11 protein-coding genes and 3 tRNA genes are annotated in these 15,866 nt (G+C 60.3%); 2 read left to right on the top strand and 12 right to left on the bottom strand.

Features of this window, described 5'->3' with window-relative positions:
- Positions 1–353: 353 nt before the first annotated feature.
- The 3 genes from ACXWUF_RS07340 to ACXWUF_RS07330 all read right to left on the bottom strand — a co-directional run bounded on the left by ACXWUF_RS07340 (position 354) and on the right by ACXWUF_RS07330 (position 4,509).
- Entirely contained in the window at positions 354–632 is a 279-nt protein-coding gene (locus ACXWUF_RS07340) for a DUF3862 domain-containing protein (protein ID WP_458494017.1), read from the bottom strand.
- A gap of 199 nt (positions 633–831) precedes the next feature.
- Positions 832–3,015: an amylo-alpha-1,6-glucosidase gene (locus ACXWUF_RS07335; RefSeq protein ID WP_458494016.1), complete on the bottom strand. Its 2,184-nt coding sequence runs from the start codon at positions 3,013–3,015 to the stop codon at positions 832–834.
- Positions 3,016–3,366: 351 nt separating this feature from the next.
- Complete coding sequence (locus ACXWUF_RS07330; protein ID WP_458494015.1) at positions 3,367–4,509, bottom strand: glycosyltransferase family 4 protein; 1,143 nt, start codon at positions 4,507–4,509, stop codon at positions 3,367–3,369.
- 281 nt (positions 4,510–4,790) lie between these two features.
- On the opposite strand from ACXWUF_RS07330, the gene ACXWUF_RS07325 reads away from it, so the two are divergent.
- Positions 4,791–5,786 carry a TraB/GumN family protein gene (locus tag ACXWUF_RS07325; protein WP_458494014.1) on the top strand — a complete coding sequence of 332 codons (996 nt, stop codon included), beginning with the start codon at positions 4,791–4,793 and terminating at the stop codon, positions 5,784–5,786.
- 154 nt (positions 5,787–5,940) lie between these two features.
- On the opposite strand, the gene ACXWUF_RS07320 is transcribed toward ACXWUF_RS07325, so the two are convergent.
- From ACXWUF_RS07320 to ACXWUF_RS07280, 9 genes are all read right to left on the bottom strand, one after another.
- On the bottom strand, positions 5,941–7,815 hold the full coding sequence (locus tag ACXWUF_RS07320; RefSeq protein ID WP_458494013.1) for a SurA N-terminal domain-containing protein: 1,875 nt from the start codon (positions 7,813–7,815) through the stop codon (positions 5,941–5,943).
- A 114-nt stretch (positions 7,816–7,929) separates the two neighbouring features.
- Positions 7,930–8,006, bottom strand: a tRNA-Asp gene (locus ACXWUF_RS07315).
- A gap of 6 nt (positions 8,007–8,012) precedes the next feature.
- Positions 8,013–8,088, bottom strand: a tRNA-Val gene (locus ACXWUF_RS07310).
- 12 nt (positions 8,089–8,100) lie between these two features.
- Complete coding sequence (locus ACXWUF_RS07305; RefSeq protein ID WP_458494012.1) at positions 8,101–8,373, bottom strand: HU family DNA-binding protein; 273 nt, start codon at positions 8,371–8,373, stop codon at positions 8,101–8,103.
- A gap of 213 nt (positions 8,374–8,586) precedes the next feature.
- On the bottom strand, positions 8,587–11,004 hold the full coding sequence (gene lon, locus ACXWUF_RS07300; protein WP_458494011.1) for an endopeptidase La: 2,418 nt from the start codon (positions 11,002–11,004) through the stop codon (positions 8,587–8,589).
- Between the two features lie 156 nt (positions 11,005–11,160).
- Positions 11,161–12,441 (bottom strand): ATP-dependent Clp protease ATP-binding subunit ClpX, encoded by a 1,281-nt coding sequence (gene clpX / locus ACXWUF_RS07295; protein ID WP_458494010.1) that lies wholly within the window; start codon positions 12,439–12,441, stop codon positions 11,161–11,163.
- Between the two features lie 96 nt (positions 12,442–12,537).
- Entirely contained in the window at positions 12,538–13,182 is a 645-nt protein-coding gene (clpP, locus tag ACXWUF_RS07290; protein WP_458494009.1) for an ATP-dependent Clp endopeptidase proteolytic subunit ClpP, read from the bottom strand.
- Between the two features lie 27 nt (positions 13,183–13,209).
- Positions 13,210–14,541 (bottom strand): trigger factor, encoded by a 1,332-nt coding sequence (gene tig, locus ACXWUF_RS07285; protein ID WP_458494008.1) that lies wholly within the window; start codon positions 14,539–14,541, stop codon positions 13,210–13,212.
- A gap of 155 nt (positions 14,542–14,696) precedes the next feature.
- Positions 14,697–14,781 (bottom strand) — tRNA-Leu (locus ACXWUF_RS07280).
- A 254-nt stretch (positions 14,782–15,035) separates the two neighbouring features.
- Here ACXWUF_RS07280 and ACXWUF_RS07275 point away from each other — a divergent pair.
- Positions 15,036–15,683 carry a class II aldolase/adducin family protein gene (locus ACXWUF_RS07275; RefSeq protein WP_458497657.1) on the top strand — a complete coding sequence of 216 codons (648 nt, stop codon included), beginning with the start codon at positions 15,036–15,038 and terminating at the stop codon, positions 15,681–15,683.
- Positions 15,684–15,866: the final 183 nt, after the last annotated feature.

Raw genomic sequence — 15,866 nt, 5'->3', positions numbered from 1 at the left:
GGATCGGGACGTGGCTCCACAAATGGCTCTACGCCCGGTCGTGGGCCTTGCAGATTCCCTCCGGGAATCCGCCCGGCACTCGGGCTACCGGGGACTACTCGGCTCGCTCGCTTCACATCGCTCCATGCCTCGCAGCGGTTGTTGTTCCATAGGAGGGAGAGCGTACTCGCGAAACCCATCGAACCGGAGACAGGGTGATGGGTTTCGCTTCGCTCTACCCATCCTACAGGTATGTCTTTTCCTGGAAATCGTCTCAGAACTTACGCAGCTTTTTGCTTGTAGTCCCGCCTTCATTCAGGCGGCACTACGAACACTTTAAGGCATTGAATAACAAGGGCTGCGAAGCCCTAAACTTACAAACCTTCACCCTGGAATAAAATCACCTTATCCCCAATCAATTGGACGGTGATGGTCTTCGGGGCTTTCCCCCATACGCAGCTTTTGGCGGTGATTAAGTTGTCGCAGTTGGCTGGCTCACCCAGAATTTGGATGACTTCGCCGTAATCCATGCCCATCTTGAGCTTGTCGTAATTCTCCCGGTTGACCTTGCTGCAACCCGCCAAGCCCGAGGTCATGGCGATCATCAGGAAGGCCAGCGCGGTATTTTTGCAGACGAGTCCGGTGGTTTTCATGGCGATACCCTTTACCTTTTGGCAAAAGGGCGATTCTAACCCACAAAAATAACCCGCTGGTTCCCAAGTAGGCCGGACCCGGTTTTCAAAACCGAGTCGGCCTTACTCGCTAAGCCAATCCACTGCTGGTTTCCAAGCGGGGGGCTTGATGGATACGCTCTAACAGCCGGTCGCGATTGGAAAACCGCTCCCACGGGACTTACACCACTATCGCCACATCAATATCCCCCTCCTTCCGCTCCACATTGATGCCCACGTCATTGGCGTGGCGGCGCAGCACGAGGTCGATGAGTCCGTCGCCGAAGCACAGCCCCTCGATCCGCATCCAGTCGATATAAGCCGGGAGTTGCGGGTGATAGAAGCGCACCTGCGGCTTGTCGACGGAGAAGGTGAGTCCCAGGCAGGCTTGCACCATCTGGAACACCGCGCTACTGGCCCAGGCTTGCGGCGAGCAGGCCACGGGATACAGCGTCGGACCTTGGCCGGGCATCCGGGTGAAGCCGCAGAACAGTTCCGGCAGGCGGTGCAGTTCCAGGAAGATGCTGGACTCGAAGAAGCCGGTCAGCACCGCCATGGCCTCCTGCTTGAAGCCGTAGCGGGCCATGCCGAAGGCCACCATGCCGTTGTCGTGGGGCCAAATCGAGCCGTTGTGGTAGGCCATGGGGTTGTAGCGGCTCTCGCTTTCCGCCACGGTGCGGACGCCCCAGCCGCTGAAGGATTCCTTCGCCATCAGCGTGTCCGTCACCCGCCGGGCGTAGGCGGGATCGGCGATGCCGCTGAACAAGGTGTGGCCAGCATTGGAGGCGCGCACCTTGCAAGGCCGTTTGTCGCCATCCAGGGCCAGGGCGTAGGTGCCGAGTTCTTCCACCCAGAACGCCTCGTTGAAGCGCCGCCGCAGCCGTTCCGCGTCGTGGCGCCAGCGGTGCGCTTGATCTGGGCGGCTCAGCGCGTCGCCCAATTCCGCCGCCAACAGCTTGGCCTTGTAGACGTAACCCTGCACCTCGCACAGGGCGATGGGTCCATGGGCCAGGGTGCCATCGGCGTGGAACACGGAATCGTTGGAATCCTTCCAGCCCTGCTGGACCAGGCCGTTCTCGCTGTGGCGGGCGTATTCGACAAAGCCATCGCCATCGCTGTCGCCGTAGTTGTCGATCCAGGCCAGCGCCCGCTCGATATTCGGCCAGATGGTGCGGATGAAATCGCGGTCGCTGGTGCGCCGGTAGTAGTGCCCGGCCAGGATGACGAACAAGGGCGTGGCGTCCACCGTGCCGTAATAGCGGCCAAAGGGAATTTCGCCCAAGGTCGCCATTTCGCCGGAGCGGGCCTCGTGGAGTATCTTGCCCGGCTCCGCGTCCTGGGCCGGGTCGAGCCGGTCCGCCTGGGTGGCGGCGAGGAATGTCAGCACCCCACGGGCCAGCGCGGGCCGCATCCACAGGGTTTGCAGGGCGGTGATGAGTCCATCCCGTCCGAACGGCGTGCTGTACCAGGGCACCCCGGCGTAGGGGTACATGCCCTCGGGGGTGTGGGTCACGAGCATTTCCAGGTCGGACCCGGAGCGGTTGAGCCAGTCGTTGAATTCTTCGTTGGACGTGTAAATCTTCGCGGCCTGGGCGTCATGGGCGGCGATGGTGGCCTCCACATTGGTCATGGCCTGATAGTAATCGCACACGGGCGCCGCCTTCCGGCCCGCCGTACACACGGCGGACAGGTGCATGTGGCGGGATTCGCGGGATTCCAGGTGCAGCATGGTGACGGCGCGGGAGGTGTCGAGTCCATGGGGCTGCCAGTCGAAGCAAATGCGGGTTTGCCGCGTTTCCCGGTCGAGTCCCCGGTAGCCCAGCACCACGTAATTCTCGCCCACCTCCGAAGCCAGCAGGGTGCCGCGCTGGGGACGCCGCACGCCCCGCACCTCGAAAATATCCCGGTAGTCGGCGGCCATGAGCAATTCGACGGTCAGCTCCACCGGCTGCTCGCCATAATTCACCAGCCGTAGATGCTCGTAACGGGCCTGCCCCCACAGCGCCACGGAACGGAACAAATGGACGCTGCCCTTGGGGATGACCAACTCGCCCTGACGGTACATATCGGGCGTGGTCATGTCGACCACCAGCAAGCTGTTGTCCTCCTTGATCATGGAACTGAGCAGCAAGGGCCGCTGCCCGTTGACGCGCAGCTCCCAGTAGGAGAGATAACGGGTGCCCTCGTGATAAAGCCCCTGCTGGGTCAGGTTGCCGTGACCGTCCCCTTCCGCCTGGAAAATATCGCCGTGCCGGTCGAACACGCCGAAGGTATCGCCGTGCTTAAGCACCCGCGCCGGTTCCTCAGTCGCCGGGCCGGTGGCGATGACATACCATTGATCCTCGCCGGAATTGTGGTCAACCATGCTGTGGGCCTCTCTCGCTTAGCGTTCTTGCTTCCTGCATCACCGGATTCCTGTAGGGTGGGCAGGTACTGTACTCATGCCCACCAAAACACGCTGGGTTAAAAATCGGTGGGCATGAGGACATGCCCACCCAACACCGAAAATTCTTGTTAAGCGGGTAACTCAATGGCGGTGGCCATCGGGCGCGGGAACAAGAAGTTTTTTGCACCCCGGGGAGGTGGGCTTAATGGGTTTTTGACAACACGGTCGGAGCGCGGGCGTCCCGCCCGCTCGCGGGCCAGCGGCCCGCGCTCCCAACGACGGGATAAATCAGTTAAACCCACCTCCCAACATGCCTTCAATTCAAAAAGCCTATTCGGCCTTCATGCCGCCGACCGACCGCTCTGGCTCCGGCCTGGATTTCGGTTTGGGCTTGGCGGCCTGGGTGGCGACCAAGTCGATGACCCCCGGCTGTCCGAAACCAGCCCGTTCCCCGCGCAGCAATCGCCCGTACAACTCGCCGTAGCTCTTCGCCATGAGCCGCGACGAAAAACGGTTTTCGAACTCCCAGCGGCAATGGGCGCGGCTGATCGCGTCGATGTTCGCCACGGCGGCCACGGCCTCGTCCACCGTGTTCACGATGAAGCCCGTCTCGCCATGGCGCAGCACTTCGGGCACCGAGCCATTGTTGAAGGCGACCACCGGCGTGCCGCAGGCCAGCGCCTCGATCATCACCAGCCCGAACGGCTCCGGCCAGTCGATGGGGAACAGCAGGGCGCGGGCATTCCCGAGCAGGTCGTTTTTCTCCCGCTCGTTCACTTCGCCGACGAATTCAATGAGGGGGTGGTCCATCAAGGGCCGGATTTTTTCCGCGTAATAATCCCGGTCAGCCTTGTCCACCTTGGCCGCCATCTTAAGAGGCAGGCCAGCGCGGAGAGCGATTTCGATGGCCCGGTCGGGGCGCTTCTCCGGGGAGATGCGCCCGAGGAAGGCCAAATATTCGCCGGACTCGGGGCGGAAGGTATACAAATCTTCGGGCAGGCCGTGATAGACGGTGCCCAACCAGTTGGCCCGCCTGACTGGCGAGCGCTGGTAATCCGATATGGACGCCATGGGCAGTTCACGGAAATTCTCGAAAATGGGCCGCAAATCGCGCAAATCCAGGCGGCCATGGAAGGTGGTGAGATGGGGCACCGCACAGCGGCGGAATACCGGGAAGTGCAAATAATCGGTGTGGAAATGGATGACATCGAACTTCGCGGCCATTTCCGCCACCCGGTCGAACATCAGCAGATGGGGCGCCAGAGCGTCCACCACCCGGTCGTCCAGCCGCAGGGCCGTTTCGACGATGGGTTCCAGACGGGCGCGGGTTTTGGAATCGCCGCTGGCGAATAGGGTGACATCGTGGCCCGCATCAACCAGGGCTTCGGTCAAATAATGAACAATCCGTTCCGTGCCGCCGTAAAGCTTGGGAGGCACGCTTTCGTGCAGGGGTGCGACCTGTGCAATCTTCATAGCCGTCCTTGTTCTAGAATGGGGAACGGTCGGATAGCCGACCAGGCCGACAGGTTCCTTCACATCTAAATGGGTCGGCCCTGGCAATATAGATAGGCCGGACGGGGCGGGAGTTCAGTGTGGGCGGCGGCGGAAGCCCATAACCTGGGCGTGGTTTTGTTTGCCATTGGCCCGCCATCCGCACTAAAGTACCCGACCGAGGTTCCCCGCCCGGGACGGGACCGGAGAGCGAACCGACTGGACCGCTAGAGGCTTCTTCAATAACTATTCGAAAGGCTGCGATGTCTTCCACGATCCCCCGCTTATTGCTCTTATCCCTGAGCGTCGCGCCCGCCTTGGGGCAGGCCGGCGTTTATAAATGCCTGGATGCCAACAACAAGGTCTTCTACCAGGACAAGCCGTGCAAGGAATTGACCTCCACCGGACTGCCCCCGGCCCTGGCGAAGCTCGCGCCTGCGGAAAACCGGCCCATGCTGCTGTGGAAGCTGACCCAGCCGAACCGCGCCCTGTACCTGATGGGTTCCCTGAACTACGGTGCCGCCGACATGTACCCGCTGCCGGAATCCGTTATGGACGCCTTCACCGAGTCCAAGGTGCTGGTGGTGTCGAAAGAATTGGATGCCGGCACCGATCCCGCGGCGGCGGGCGGCTTCCTCGTGGCGAAGGGCAGCTATACCGATGGCTCCAGCCTGTCAAATCACATCAAGCCGGTCACTTGGCAGAAAACGGTGGAACTCGCCAAGTCCCTCAACCTCACCGAAGAGTCCATCAATTCCCTGCGGCCCTGGATGGCGGCGCTGAGGCTCAAGAACGCCGCGCTCAAGCAGGCGAGACTGGACGACAAGCTGAGCGTGGACAAAACCTTCGTCAAGGCGGGCGAAACCCTCAAGCCCATCCTGGAACTCGATCCGCTGGAAGAGCGGATCAAGCATTATGAAGCCCTGACGGACGCCGAGCAGGAACAGGTGTTGATCCGAGCGCTGTACGAGGCCGACCTCAAGAACGAGTATTTCAAGTCTCTGGTGGAGGCATGGAAGAAAGGCGACGCCGACGCTTTGGCCTATTCACAGCGCCATAGCAGCGACGCCCTGCCGAAATCCGAAAAAATGCTACAAGACAAAAACCAGGCTCAAAGCGAAGCCATGGCCGAGAAGGTGGCGGAGATGGTCGCCGACGGCAGGACTTATTTCGTGATCCTGGACGCGAGGCGGCTGGTCGGGGAGAAAGGCATCGTCGCCCTGTTGCGGGCCAAGGGATTTCAGGCGAACCAGCTTTGAGGGAGGGGATTCGGGCGGGCACCGTGGAACCCAAGCTAGGCTCCACGGCTCGGGAAGAATGCTTAAAACGATTTCAAGCCCGGAATGCAAAGTAAAGCCGCTGGCTGAGCGGAGTCGAAGCCAGCCTCCGCTGTTCAGCGAAACCGAAAGCGCCCTAGGTCTCGGGCTTCACCCACACGTCGGCGATTTCCCGCAAACGGGCCACGAAGGAAGAAAACTCCCGCTGGCCCTCGGATCGTGACAGGAATTCACGGGCCGAATCCAGCTCCTTGGCGTCGGCGGGCGCGGCGGCGCCATCCTTGACGGCGAGTAGGTTGAACACAATGCGCTCGCCATTTTCCACTTCAACGCCTTGGAGTGTCGGCTTGCCCTCGGCGGGCCGGGGTGCCTTGAAGACAGCGCCGACCAAGGCGTGGGGCAGCTTGTCGTCGCTACGGCGCAAGGCGGGCGGCTTGACCACTTGCAACCCGGCGGCTTTCGCCACCTCAGCGAAGGAACGGCCTTCGCGGACCTGCTTCGTGAAGCCATCGACCTGCTGACTCGCCACGCGGCGGGCCTCCTGATCTTTCAGCCGCTCGATAATCGCGGTTTTCACGTCGGCCAGAGGCTTGTCGGAAGCGGGCCGATGCTCCTTCACCCGCAGCACCATGGCCTTCTCATTGCCCAACTCCACCGGATCGCTGTTGCGGCCGCTCAAGACCTCCTCGCTGAACGCGGCTTTGCGAACCGCTTCTTCGCTTGCCACGCCTTCGCCCGCATCCCGGGTGAACAGGCCGGTTTGCTCGACTTTCAGATTGAGTTGCTTGGCCGCAGGCTCCAGGCTGTCGGGATGCTCGAAGCTTTGCTCGGTGAGGGTTTGGCCGAGATCGTAGAACTTGTTCTCCGCCGCGTTGTGCTGGAAGGTCTTGCCGAGTTCGTCCTTGACCTCTTCGAAAGATTTAACGCGGGCCGGCACCAACTCGGTGACCTTGATGAGGTGATAGCCGAACGAGGTCTTCACGGGCTCGGACAAATCGCCTTGGTTCAAGGCGAACGCCGCCTTGGCGAAGTTTTCCTCCATGGCGTCCTTGTTGATGAAGCCCAGGTCGCCGCCCTGCTTGGCGGAGACCGAATCCCCGGACACTTCTTTCGCCACCTTGGCGAAATCCTCGCCCTTGACCAGCCGTTCACGAATCTGGGCGATCTTGGCGAGTGCCGCCTTGTCGGCGGCTTCATCCGGCTTTTCCACCGGAATCAGGATATGGCTGGCCTTGCGGCGCTCCTCGGTGCCGAAGCTGGCTTTTTGCTCCTCATACAGATTGCGCAGGTCCGCCTCGGTGACTTGCACCTGTTTCGCCAAATCGTCCAGATTGAGCGTGACGTATTCGATGGAAACCTGTTCCGGGTTGCCGAATTCCGGGAGGTGTTCGCGGTAGTAAGCCTCAATCTCCGCGTCGGGGAAGGTGCGGTTCACCAGCCTGAGGGGGACGGTGGCGTATTCAATTTCGCGCTCTTGATTGCGCAGGCGCAGCAGCATATCGACCTGATCCTTGGTGACGAAGGCGCTGTCCAAAACACCCCGCTGGTATTGCTCCATCACCAGGGCGCGGCGGATTTGCGCCACCAACTGGTTGGGCGTCATGTGCTGGGCGGACAGCATGACCTTGTATTTTTCCTTGTCGAATTTGCCATCGGTTTGGAAATACGGCAGCGTCTGGATGAAGCCCCGGACATCGGCGTCGCTCACCGCCAGGGATTTGTCCTCGGCGCTCTGGGCGATGACCTCCTCGCGGATCAGCCGCTCCAATGCCTCGTGCCGCATTTGCTTCTCGTCGTAATCGGCCACGCCCACAAGGCTCGCAATGTTCTGCTCGTAGGCCCGGCTCACGTCCCGGTCGAAAATCTCATGTCCGCCCACGGTGGCGGCGGGCTGCTCCTTGCCGGTGTCCATATAGTTTTGAATACCCCACAGGGCGAAGGGCACGCCGATAAGAATCAACATTACCCAGGCAAAAATGCCTTGCGCACGATCACGAATCGCTTGGAGCATAGCCAGAACCTTTGTCGAAATTCGATGGGGGGAAGATGAACCGGTGGATTACGAAGGACTTTCCTTCGCCAAAAAAAAACCCCGCTACAAGGCGCGGGGTTTTATTCTCAAAAGTGGCGGAGCGGACGGGGCTCGAACCCGCGACCCCCGGCGTGACAGGCCGGTATTCTGACCAACTGAACTACCGCTCCAAGTAATGGTGGGTGCTGTAGGGATCGAACCTACGACCCTCGCCTTGTAAGGGCGATGCTCTCCCAGCTGAGCTAAGCACCCTGAAAGAGTTTGCTAGTTTACAGCATCCTTCAGGGCTTTGCCAGCTTTAAATGAAGGAATTTTTGCAGCCGCGATGGTGATGGAATCGCCAGTCTGCGGATTGCGCCCTTGGCGCTCGGCGCGTTCCTTCACAGCGAAGGAGCCGAACCCAACGAGGGAAACCGTCTCACCTTTCTTCAAAGCCGCCGTGATGGCATCGATCATGCCATCCAGCGCACGTCCTGCGTCAGCCTTGGTCAGGTCAGCCGAGTCCGCGATCGCATCAATGAGTTCCGCCTTATTCATTCAATTCCCCCTTATATGGTTGGGATTAGTTGTTGATCTGACTGAAGTTCGAAACAGATTCCGATGAAGCCTCTAGGGCCATCGGCGGCGCCGCGAACCCTACCCGAAGCAATTTAGCAGCACACGAAAAGTCGTGTCAAGCCGCATGACGTCTGGCGTCGGGACACCGCGCCCACCCGCAAGGATGGGCGCACTGCCAATGTCATGCGACACTCAATGCGCAACTATCATGCCAGCGGTTATGGCGGGCTTGGTCACGCTATCCGCCTCAATGGACGGCTTGACCAAGGGTTCCGGCATGTGCTGCAACGCGACCCTCAGCACTTCGTCGATCCAGCGCACCGGAATGATCGTCAAATCCTGCTTGATGTTCTTGGGGATTTCCGCCAAATCCTTTTGATTTTCCTGCGGAATCAACACCTTGGTGATGCCGCCCCGGTGCGCCGCCAGCAGCTTTTCCTTCAAGCCGCCAATGGGCAGCACCTCGCCGCGCAAGGTGATTTCGCCGGTCATCGCCACGTCCGAGCGCACCGGAATGAGCGTCAACGCAGACACCAAGGCCGTACACATGCCGATGCCCGCGCTCGGGCCGTCCTTGGGCGTCGCGCCTTCCGGGACATGGATATGCACGTCATGCTTCTGGTAGAACGCCGGGTCAATGCCCAACACTTCCGAGCGGCTGCGGGCAACGGTCATCGCCGTTTGTATCGACTCCTGCATCACCTCGCCCAGCTTGCCGGTGTAGGTGTGCTTGCCGGTGCCCGTCATCACCACGGCTTCGATGGTCAGCAATTCGCCGCCCACCTCCGTCCAGGCCAGCCCCGTGACCTGGCCGATCTGGTCATTCTCCTCGGCCCGCCCGTAGCGGAACCGACGCACGCCCAGGAAATCGTCCAGGTTACGGTTGGTGACGTTGATGCGCTTGGTGTTGGGCTTCAACAGCAGGCTCTTGACGACCTTGCGGCAAATTTTAGCGATGTCCCGCTCCAGGTTGCGGACCCCGGCCTCGCGGGTGTGGTAGCGGATGATGTCGCGGATGGCCGACTCGGCGATATGGATTTCGCTGTCCTTCAAGCCATTGTTTTTGATTTGCTTGGGGATCAAATAGCGCAGGGCGATATTGATCTTCTCGTCCTCGGTGTAGCCCGCGATGCGGATCACCTCCATGCGGTCGAGCAGCGGCGCCGGGATGTTCAGGGTGTTGGCCGTGGCGACGAACATGACCTCGGACAAATCGAAATCGACTTCCAGGTAGTGGTCGTTGAAGGTGTGGTTCTGCTCCGGGTCCAGCACCTCCAGCAATGCCGACGCCGGGTCGCCCCGGAAATCCATGGCCATCTTGTCGATCTCGTCGAGCATGAACATGGGGTTGCGGGTCTTGGTCTTGGACAGGTTCTGCAAAATCTTGCCCGGCATGGAGCCGATGTAGGTGCGCCGATGCCCCCGGATTTCCGCCTCGTCGCGGATGCCGCCCAGGGCCATGCGGACGTATTTGCGGTTGGTGGCGCGGGCGATGGACTGGCCTAGCGAGGTCTTGCCCACGCCGGGCGGACCCACCAGGCAGAGAATCGGCCCCTTGAGCTTTTTCACGCGCTGCTGCACGGCCAGGTATTCCAGGATGCGCTCCTTGACCTTATCCAGCCCGTAATGCTCGGCTTCCAGGATTTCCTCGGCGTGCTTGAGGTCGTTGCTGACCTTGCTGCGCTTCTTCCAGGGCATCCCGACCATCCAGTCGATGTAGTTGCGCACCACCGTGGCCTCGGCGGACATCGGCGACATCAACTTGAGCTTGTTCAACTCGGTCTCGGTCTTGGTCTTGGCGGCCTCCGGCATCCCGGATTTTTGAATCTTGCGGGCCAGCTCCTCGAACTCGTTGGGCACGTCCTCCATCTCGCCCAGTTCCTTCTGGATGGCCTTCATCTGCTCGTTGAGGTAATACTCGCGCTGATTCTTCTCCATCTGCTGCTTGACGCGGCCCCGGATGCGCTTCTCCATTTCGAGCATGTCCACCTCGCCCTCCATCAGCGTCATCAGGCGCTCCAAGCGGGCCGTCACCTCGGCGGACTCCAGCACGGACTGCTTGTCCTCGATCTTGATGGTCATGTGGGCGGCGATGGTGTCCGCCAGGCGGCTGGGATCGTCGATCCCGGCCAGGGAATTGAGGACTTCCGGGGGAATGCGCTTGTTGAGCTTGACGTACTGGTCGAAGGTGTTGATGACGGTGCGGATCATCACCTCCAGCTCCTGGTCGTCGATCGCAATCTCATCCTCCAGGGGGGAGACAACCGCCGTGTAATGCTTGTCGGCCATCCGGTATTTTTCCACCCGGCTGCGCTCGGCGCCCTCCACCAGCACCTTGACGGTGCCATCGGGAAGCTTCAGCAATTGCAGGATGTTGGAAAGCGTCCCAACCCGGTAAAGGTCTTCAAACTCGGGGTCATCCACCTCGGCCTCTTTCTGGGCCACCAATAAAATCTGCTTGTTGTCGCGCATGGCGCTGTCGAGCGCCAATATCGACTTCTCCCTGCCCACGAACAGGGGGATTACCATGTGCGGATAAACCACCACATCGCGCAAAGGTAGCACCGGAACGGCTTTGTCCGGTCTCAAGGTAGCCTGCTGTTTTTCCATCGGGAAACCACTGGGTTGGTAATTGGTCAGGGGATACGATTTGAAGATATAGGTAAGGGCGGGCCAAAAACAAGGGGCGCTTTAATAAAACGGCAAAAAAAACGCCCGACTAGCGGGCGATTTATTATTTAATGGGGACGCGGGGAAAACTGGATTTTATTCCCCTGAAGCGCATTGTTTCTCGCCACCCGTGTAAATCAGATAAGGTTCCGTTTCACCCCGGATAACCTTTTCGTCAATAACCACTTTGGAGACATGCTCGGCGGACGGTAACTCATACATCGTGTCGAGCAGGGCATGTTCAAGGATGGTGCGCAAGCCCCGAGCGCCAGTTTTCCGATCCATGGCCCGGCGGGCCACTATCTTCAAGGCGTCCTCGCGGATTTCGAGGTCGCAGCCCTCCATTTCGAACAGCTTCTTGTACTGCTTCACCAGGGCGTTACGCGGCTCGGTCAGGATGCGCACCAAAGCCGGTTCGTCCAGTTCCTCCAAGGTCGCGACCACCGGCAGGCGGCCCACGAATTCCGGTATCAAGCCGTAACGAATCAGGTCTTCCGCTTCCACATCGGCCAGCACTTCGCCCACATTGCGGCGCTCGTCCTTGCTCTTCACGTCGGCGGCGAAGCCGATGCCGCCCTTCTCGGAGCGGGCGCGGATGACCTTTTCCAACCCGGCAAACGCACCGCCACAAATAAACAGGATATTCGCCGTGTTGACCTGCAAGAACTCCTGCTGCGGATGCTTGCGCCCACCCTGCGGCGGGACCGAGGCGACGGTGCCTTCAATCAGCTTGAGCAGGGCCTGCTGCACACCCTCGCCGGACACATCGCGGGTGATGGAGGGGTTGTCGGACTTGCGGGAAATCTTGTCGATTTCGTCGATGTAGACGATGCCGGACTCGGCCTTCTCCACATCGTAATCGCATTTCTGGAGAATCTTCTGGATGATGTTTTCCACGTCCTCGCCGACATAACCGGCTTCGGTCAACGTGGTGGCATCGGCGATGGTGAAGGGCACGTCCAACAGGCGGGCCAGGGTTTCCGCCAGCAAGGTCTTGCCGGACCCGGTGGGACCGATCAGGAGGATATTGCTCTTCGCCAGCTCGACATCGTTCTTCTTGGCATGGCCATGCAGCCGCAGCCGCTTGTAGTGGTTATAAACGGCCACGGACAGGGTGCGCTTGGCCTTTTCCTGCCCGATGACGTATTCGTCTAGAACATTCTTGATTTCCTTCGGCTTGGGCAGCTTGTCCACCCCCGCCGCGACGTTCTCTTGTAGCTCCTCACGAATGATGTCGTTGCATAATTCAACGCATTCGTCGCAGACAAACACTGCCGGTCCCGCGATCAGCTTGCGGACCTCGTGCTGGCTCTTGCCGCAGAACGAGCAGTACAACAGCTTGCCACCCCCGTCTTTGCCGTGCCTATCGTCACTCATTGCATGCCCCTTAGTCAAAGTAAGAATTCAGCGTCAACGCCGAGCCGCCTTCGACAAGCGGCCCGGCCACTTCCCCCGTCCTTAGGGGAACAACGCTCATCCCGCCGAACCCACATCCCTGCTGGTCAGCACCTTGTCGATTAGACCATACCGCACCGCGTCGTCTCCTCCCATGAAATTGTCGCGGTCGGTGTCAGCCTGGATGCGTTCCATGGGCTGGCCGGTGTGTTTCGCCAGAATCGTGTTGAGCCGTTCGCGCACCGCTAGGATCTCGCGGGCGTGAATGTCGATGTCGCTGGCCTGCCCCTGGAAGCCACCCAAGGGCTGATGGATCATCACCCGCGAATGGGGCAGCGCGTAGCGCTTGCCAGGGGCGCCGCCCGCCAGCAGCAGAGCGCCCATGCTGGCCGCTTGGCCGACGCACAGGGTGCTGACATCGGGCTTGATAAACTGCATGGTATCGTAAATCGCCAGCCCCGACGTGACCACGCCGCCCGGCGAATTGATGTAAAGGTGGATGTCCTTGTCGGGGTTTTCCGATTCCAGGAAGAGAAGCTGGGCGATCACGAGGTTCGCCATGTAGTCTTCCACCTGCCCGACCAGGAAAATGACGCGCTCCTTGAGCAGTCGGGAATAAATATCAAACGCCCGCTCGCCACGCGCCGATTGCTCGATGACGATGGGCACCAAGCCGCCAGCCGCCCTGGTGGTCAGGTCTTTGGAATAGTCGTTGGTAAACATCGTGCTTATGCCTGTGCCTTTAGTTCGTTAAGCTTGACCGGCCGGTGCCGCATTGCCCGCCGCCGCCTGCATGAGGTCATGGAATCCAACCTGTTCGTCGGTGACCGTGGCCTTCTCCAACACCAAATCAACAATCTGGTCTTCCATCACCACATTTTCAATTTCCCGGAGCCGTCCCTTTTCCGCGTAATACCAGCTCACCACCTCTTCGGAATCTTCATAACTCATGGCGAGATCCTGAACGGTGTCGCGTACGCGGCCCGGGTCCACGGACAGATTATAGGCGTCAATGATTTTGCCAAGGACCAGCGCCAGCGCGACGCGCCGATTGGCCAGGGGTTCCAGCCGCTCCTTGAGCCTGGCCTCGTCGAGGTGCTGCTTGCGGTTGCGGGCCTCTTCGCGGTACGGCTTGGCCAAGTCCTCAAGCTCCTCCTTGACCAGCGCCTTGGGCAGACCGAACGTGTTGCGGTTGTGCAGGGCATCCATGACGGAGGTCTTGGTCCGCGTCTGCAAGGCCCGGCGCATTTCGCGCTCCATGTTGGTCTTGATGTCGGTGCGGAAGGCTTCGATGTCGCCGTTCTCAACGCCAAACAGTTTCACGAAGTCGGCGTCCACTTCCGGCAGCAGGCTTTCCTCGATCTTGACCACATCAACGGCGAACCGGCCCGTCTTGCCAGCCATCTTTTCGCCCGGATAATCCTGGGGAAACTCCAATTCAAATTCGAGTTTCGCGCCTACGTCCGCGCCGGTCAACTTGTCCTCAAAGCCAGGAATCATCTGCTTGGCGCCCAGCACCACCGGGAAGTTGTCAATCCGGCCATTGGTGAAGGACTCTTGGCCGAGCCAGCCATCAAAGGAGATAACCACGCGGTCCCCTTCGGCGGCCGGACGGGCCTCCACATCCCGCCAAGTTTTCCGCTGCTCCCGGAGACGCTGCACCATCGTGTCCACATCTGCGTCGGTCACCTCGGACACGAAGCGCTTAACTTCCAGGGTCTCCAAGGGCATCAGCACGAATTCGGGCATCACCTCGAAATTTGCTTCGTATTCCAGCCCTTCGCCCTCGTCCGCCTTGTGGGCGATGATTTGGGGTGCGCCCGCCGGCATCAGCTTCTCATTGCGAATCGCGTCCTGGAACGTGGTTTGGATCATGTCTGAAAGCACCTCCTCGCGAACCTGCGGTCCATAACGCTTCTTAACCACGCTCTGAGGCACCTTGCCGGGCCGGAAACCGTCGATCTTGACTTGATTGGACAAAGACTTCAGCCGCGCCGAGACCTTTTCCTGAATCGTTTCCTCAGGCACTTGGATGGTCATTTTCCGGCTCAGTTCGGAAGTCGTTTCGACAGAAACTTGCATGTCGCTGTTACCTCAAAGGCTCGTAAGAATTGGAGAGTGGATATGGACGGCGCCACGCAAACACGGGGGCCATTAACTATGGACGGACGCAATCACGACTCGGCATTCCGTAGCGACCTGCCGAGATCGCGAAGCTTGGCGTGCGGGGGGTTGTTTGGTGCGAATGGAGAGACTCGAACTCTCAAGGGTTTCCCCACTGGAACCTAAATCCAGCGCGTCTACCAATTTCGCCACATTCGCTTGTATGATCCTTAAAAAATCGCTCCGTTCGCCTGATTCACACCGGACGCGGCAACCTGCCCGACAAGCCCCGATCCGTACTCAGACGCTTGGACTAGCGGGGTATTATAATTCCCTGAAATAATTTTTCATCTGTCCAGAAGGGAATAAACCAATTTCCCGCCACCTTGGCAGACGTCAATCCGCGATTCCGTTCTTCTCTCACTACACGGCAAAGCGGGCCATTTGCCAGTTTCCCACCTAAATCAAGCGTCGTGTCCACTCCTCCTTTGCCCGAAGACACCGAAGGCGTCACCAAATATCGCCTGGATTTCCAGCCCGCCCCCGCGCTCGACTGGGCCAGCCTCGCCGAGTTGGACGCTTGGCGCGGCCTGCTGTTCCGGCTGGGGCTGACGGGCCACGATCCGAGCCGTTACGGCGGCCTGGCCTACGGCAACGTCAGCCAGCGCCTCGCCGGGCGGGGCTTCCTGGTGAGCGGCACGCAAACCGGCGGCATCGAAGGCTTAACGGCGCATCACTATTGCCTCGTCACCGGCTTCGATATTCCCGCCAACCGCCTAGTGGCGGAAGGGCCGATCCGCCCCTCCTCCGAAGCCCTCACCCACGCCGCCGTTTACCGGGCGGCGGCGGCGAATTGTGTGCTGCATGTCCATTCGCCTGAACTATGGAACCACGCCCAAGCCTTGGCGATTCCCACCACCGACCCGGACATCGCCTATGGCACACCCGCCATGGCGACCGCCGTGGAGAATCTGCTGCGGGAACCGGGCATCCAGGTCATCGCCATGGGCGGGCACCGCGACGGGCTGATCGCCGTGGGCGAAACCTGTGCGCAAGCGGCCCTGCCCCTCATCCGCTTATTGGCCGAAGCCACCCGCTTGGAGCGGGTCAGCGGAGGCTGACTTAAGGCGCCGAACCGGCGCGTTGCCCCCGTTAGAACGCCCCAGGGCAATCGCGCTATGAAGTCGGCACCCGTTGATCCCCAAAAATGAGGCGGTTGCGATAGTCCTTGTTGAGGATGGCACGACGTTTGCGGCGGCGGATGCTCTGCTTGGAGGTGGGATCGTTGTGGCGAAGGAGACTGA

This window comes from Methylomagnum sp., from assembly GCF_054333355.1.
The sequence above is the reverse complement of the archived record's forward strand: the minus strand, read 5'-3'. Positions and strand labels throughout refer to the sequence as shown.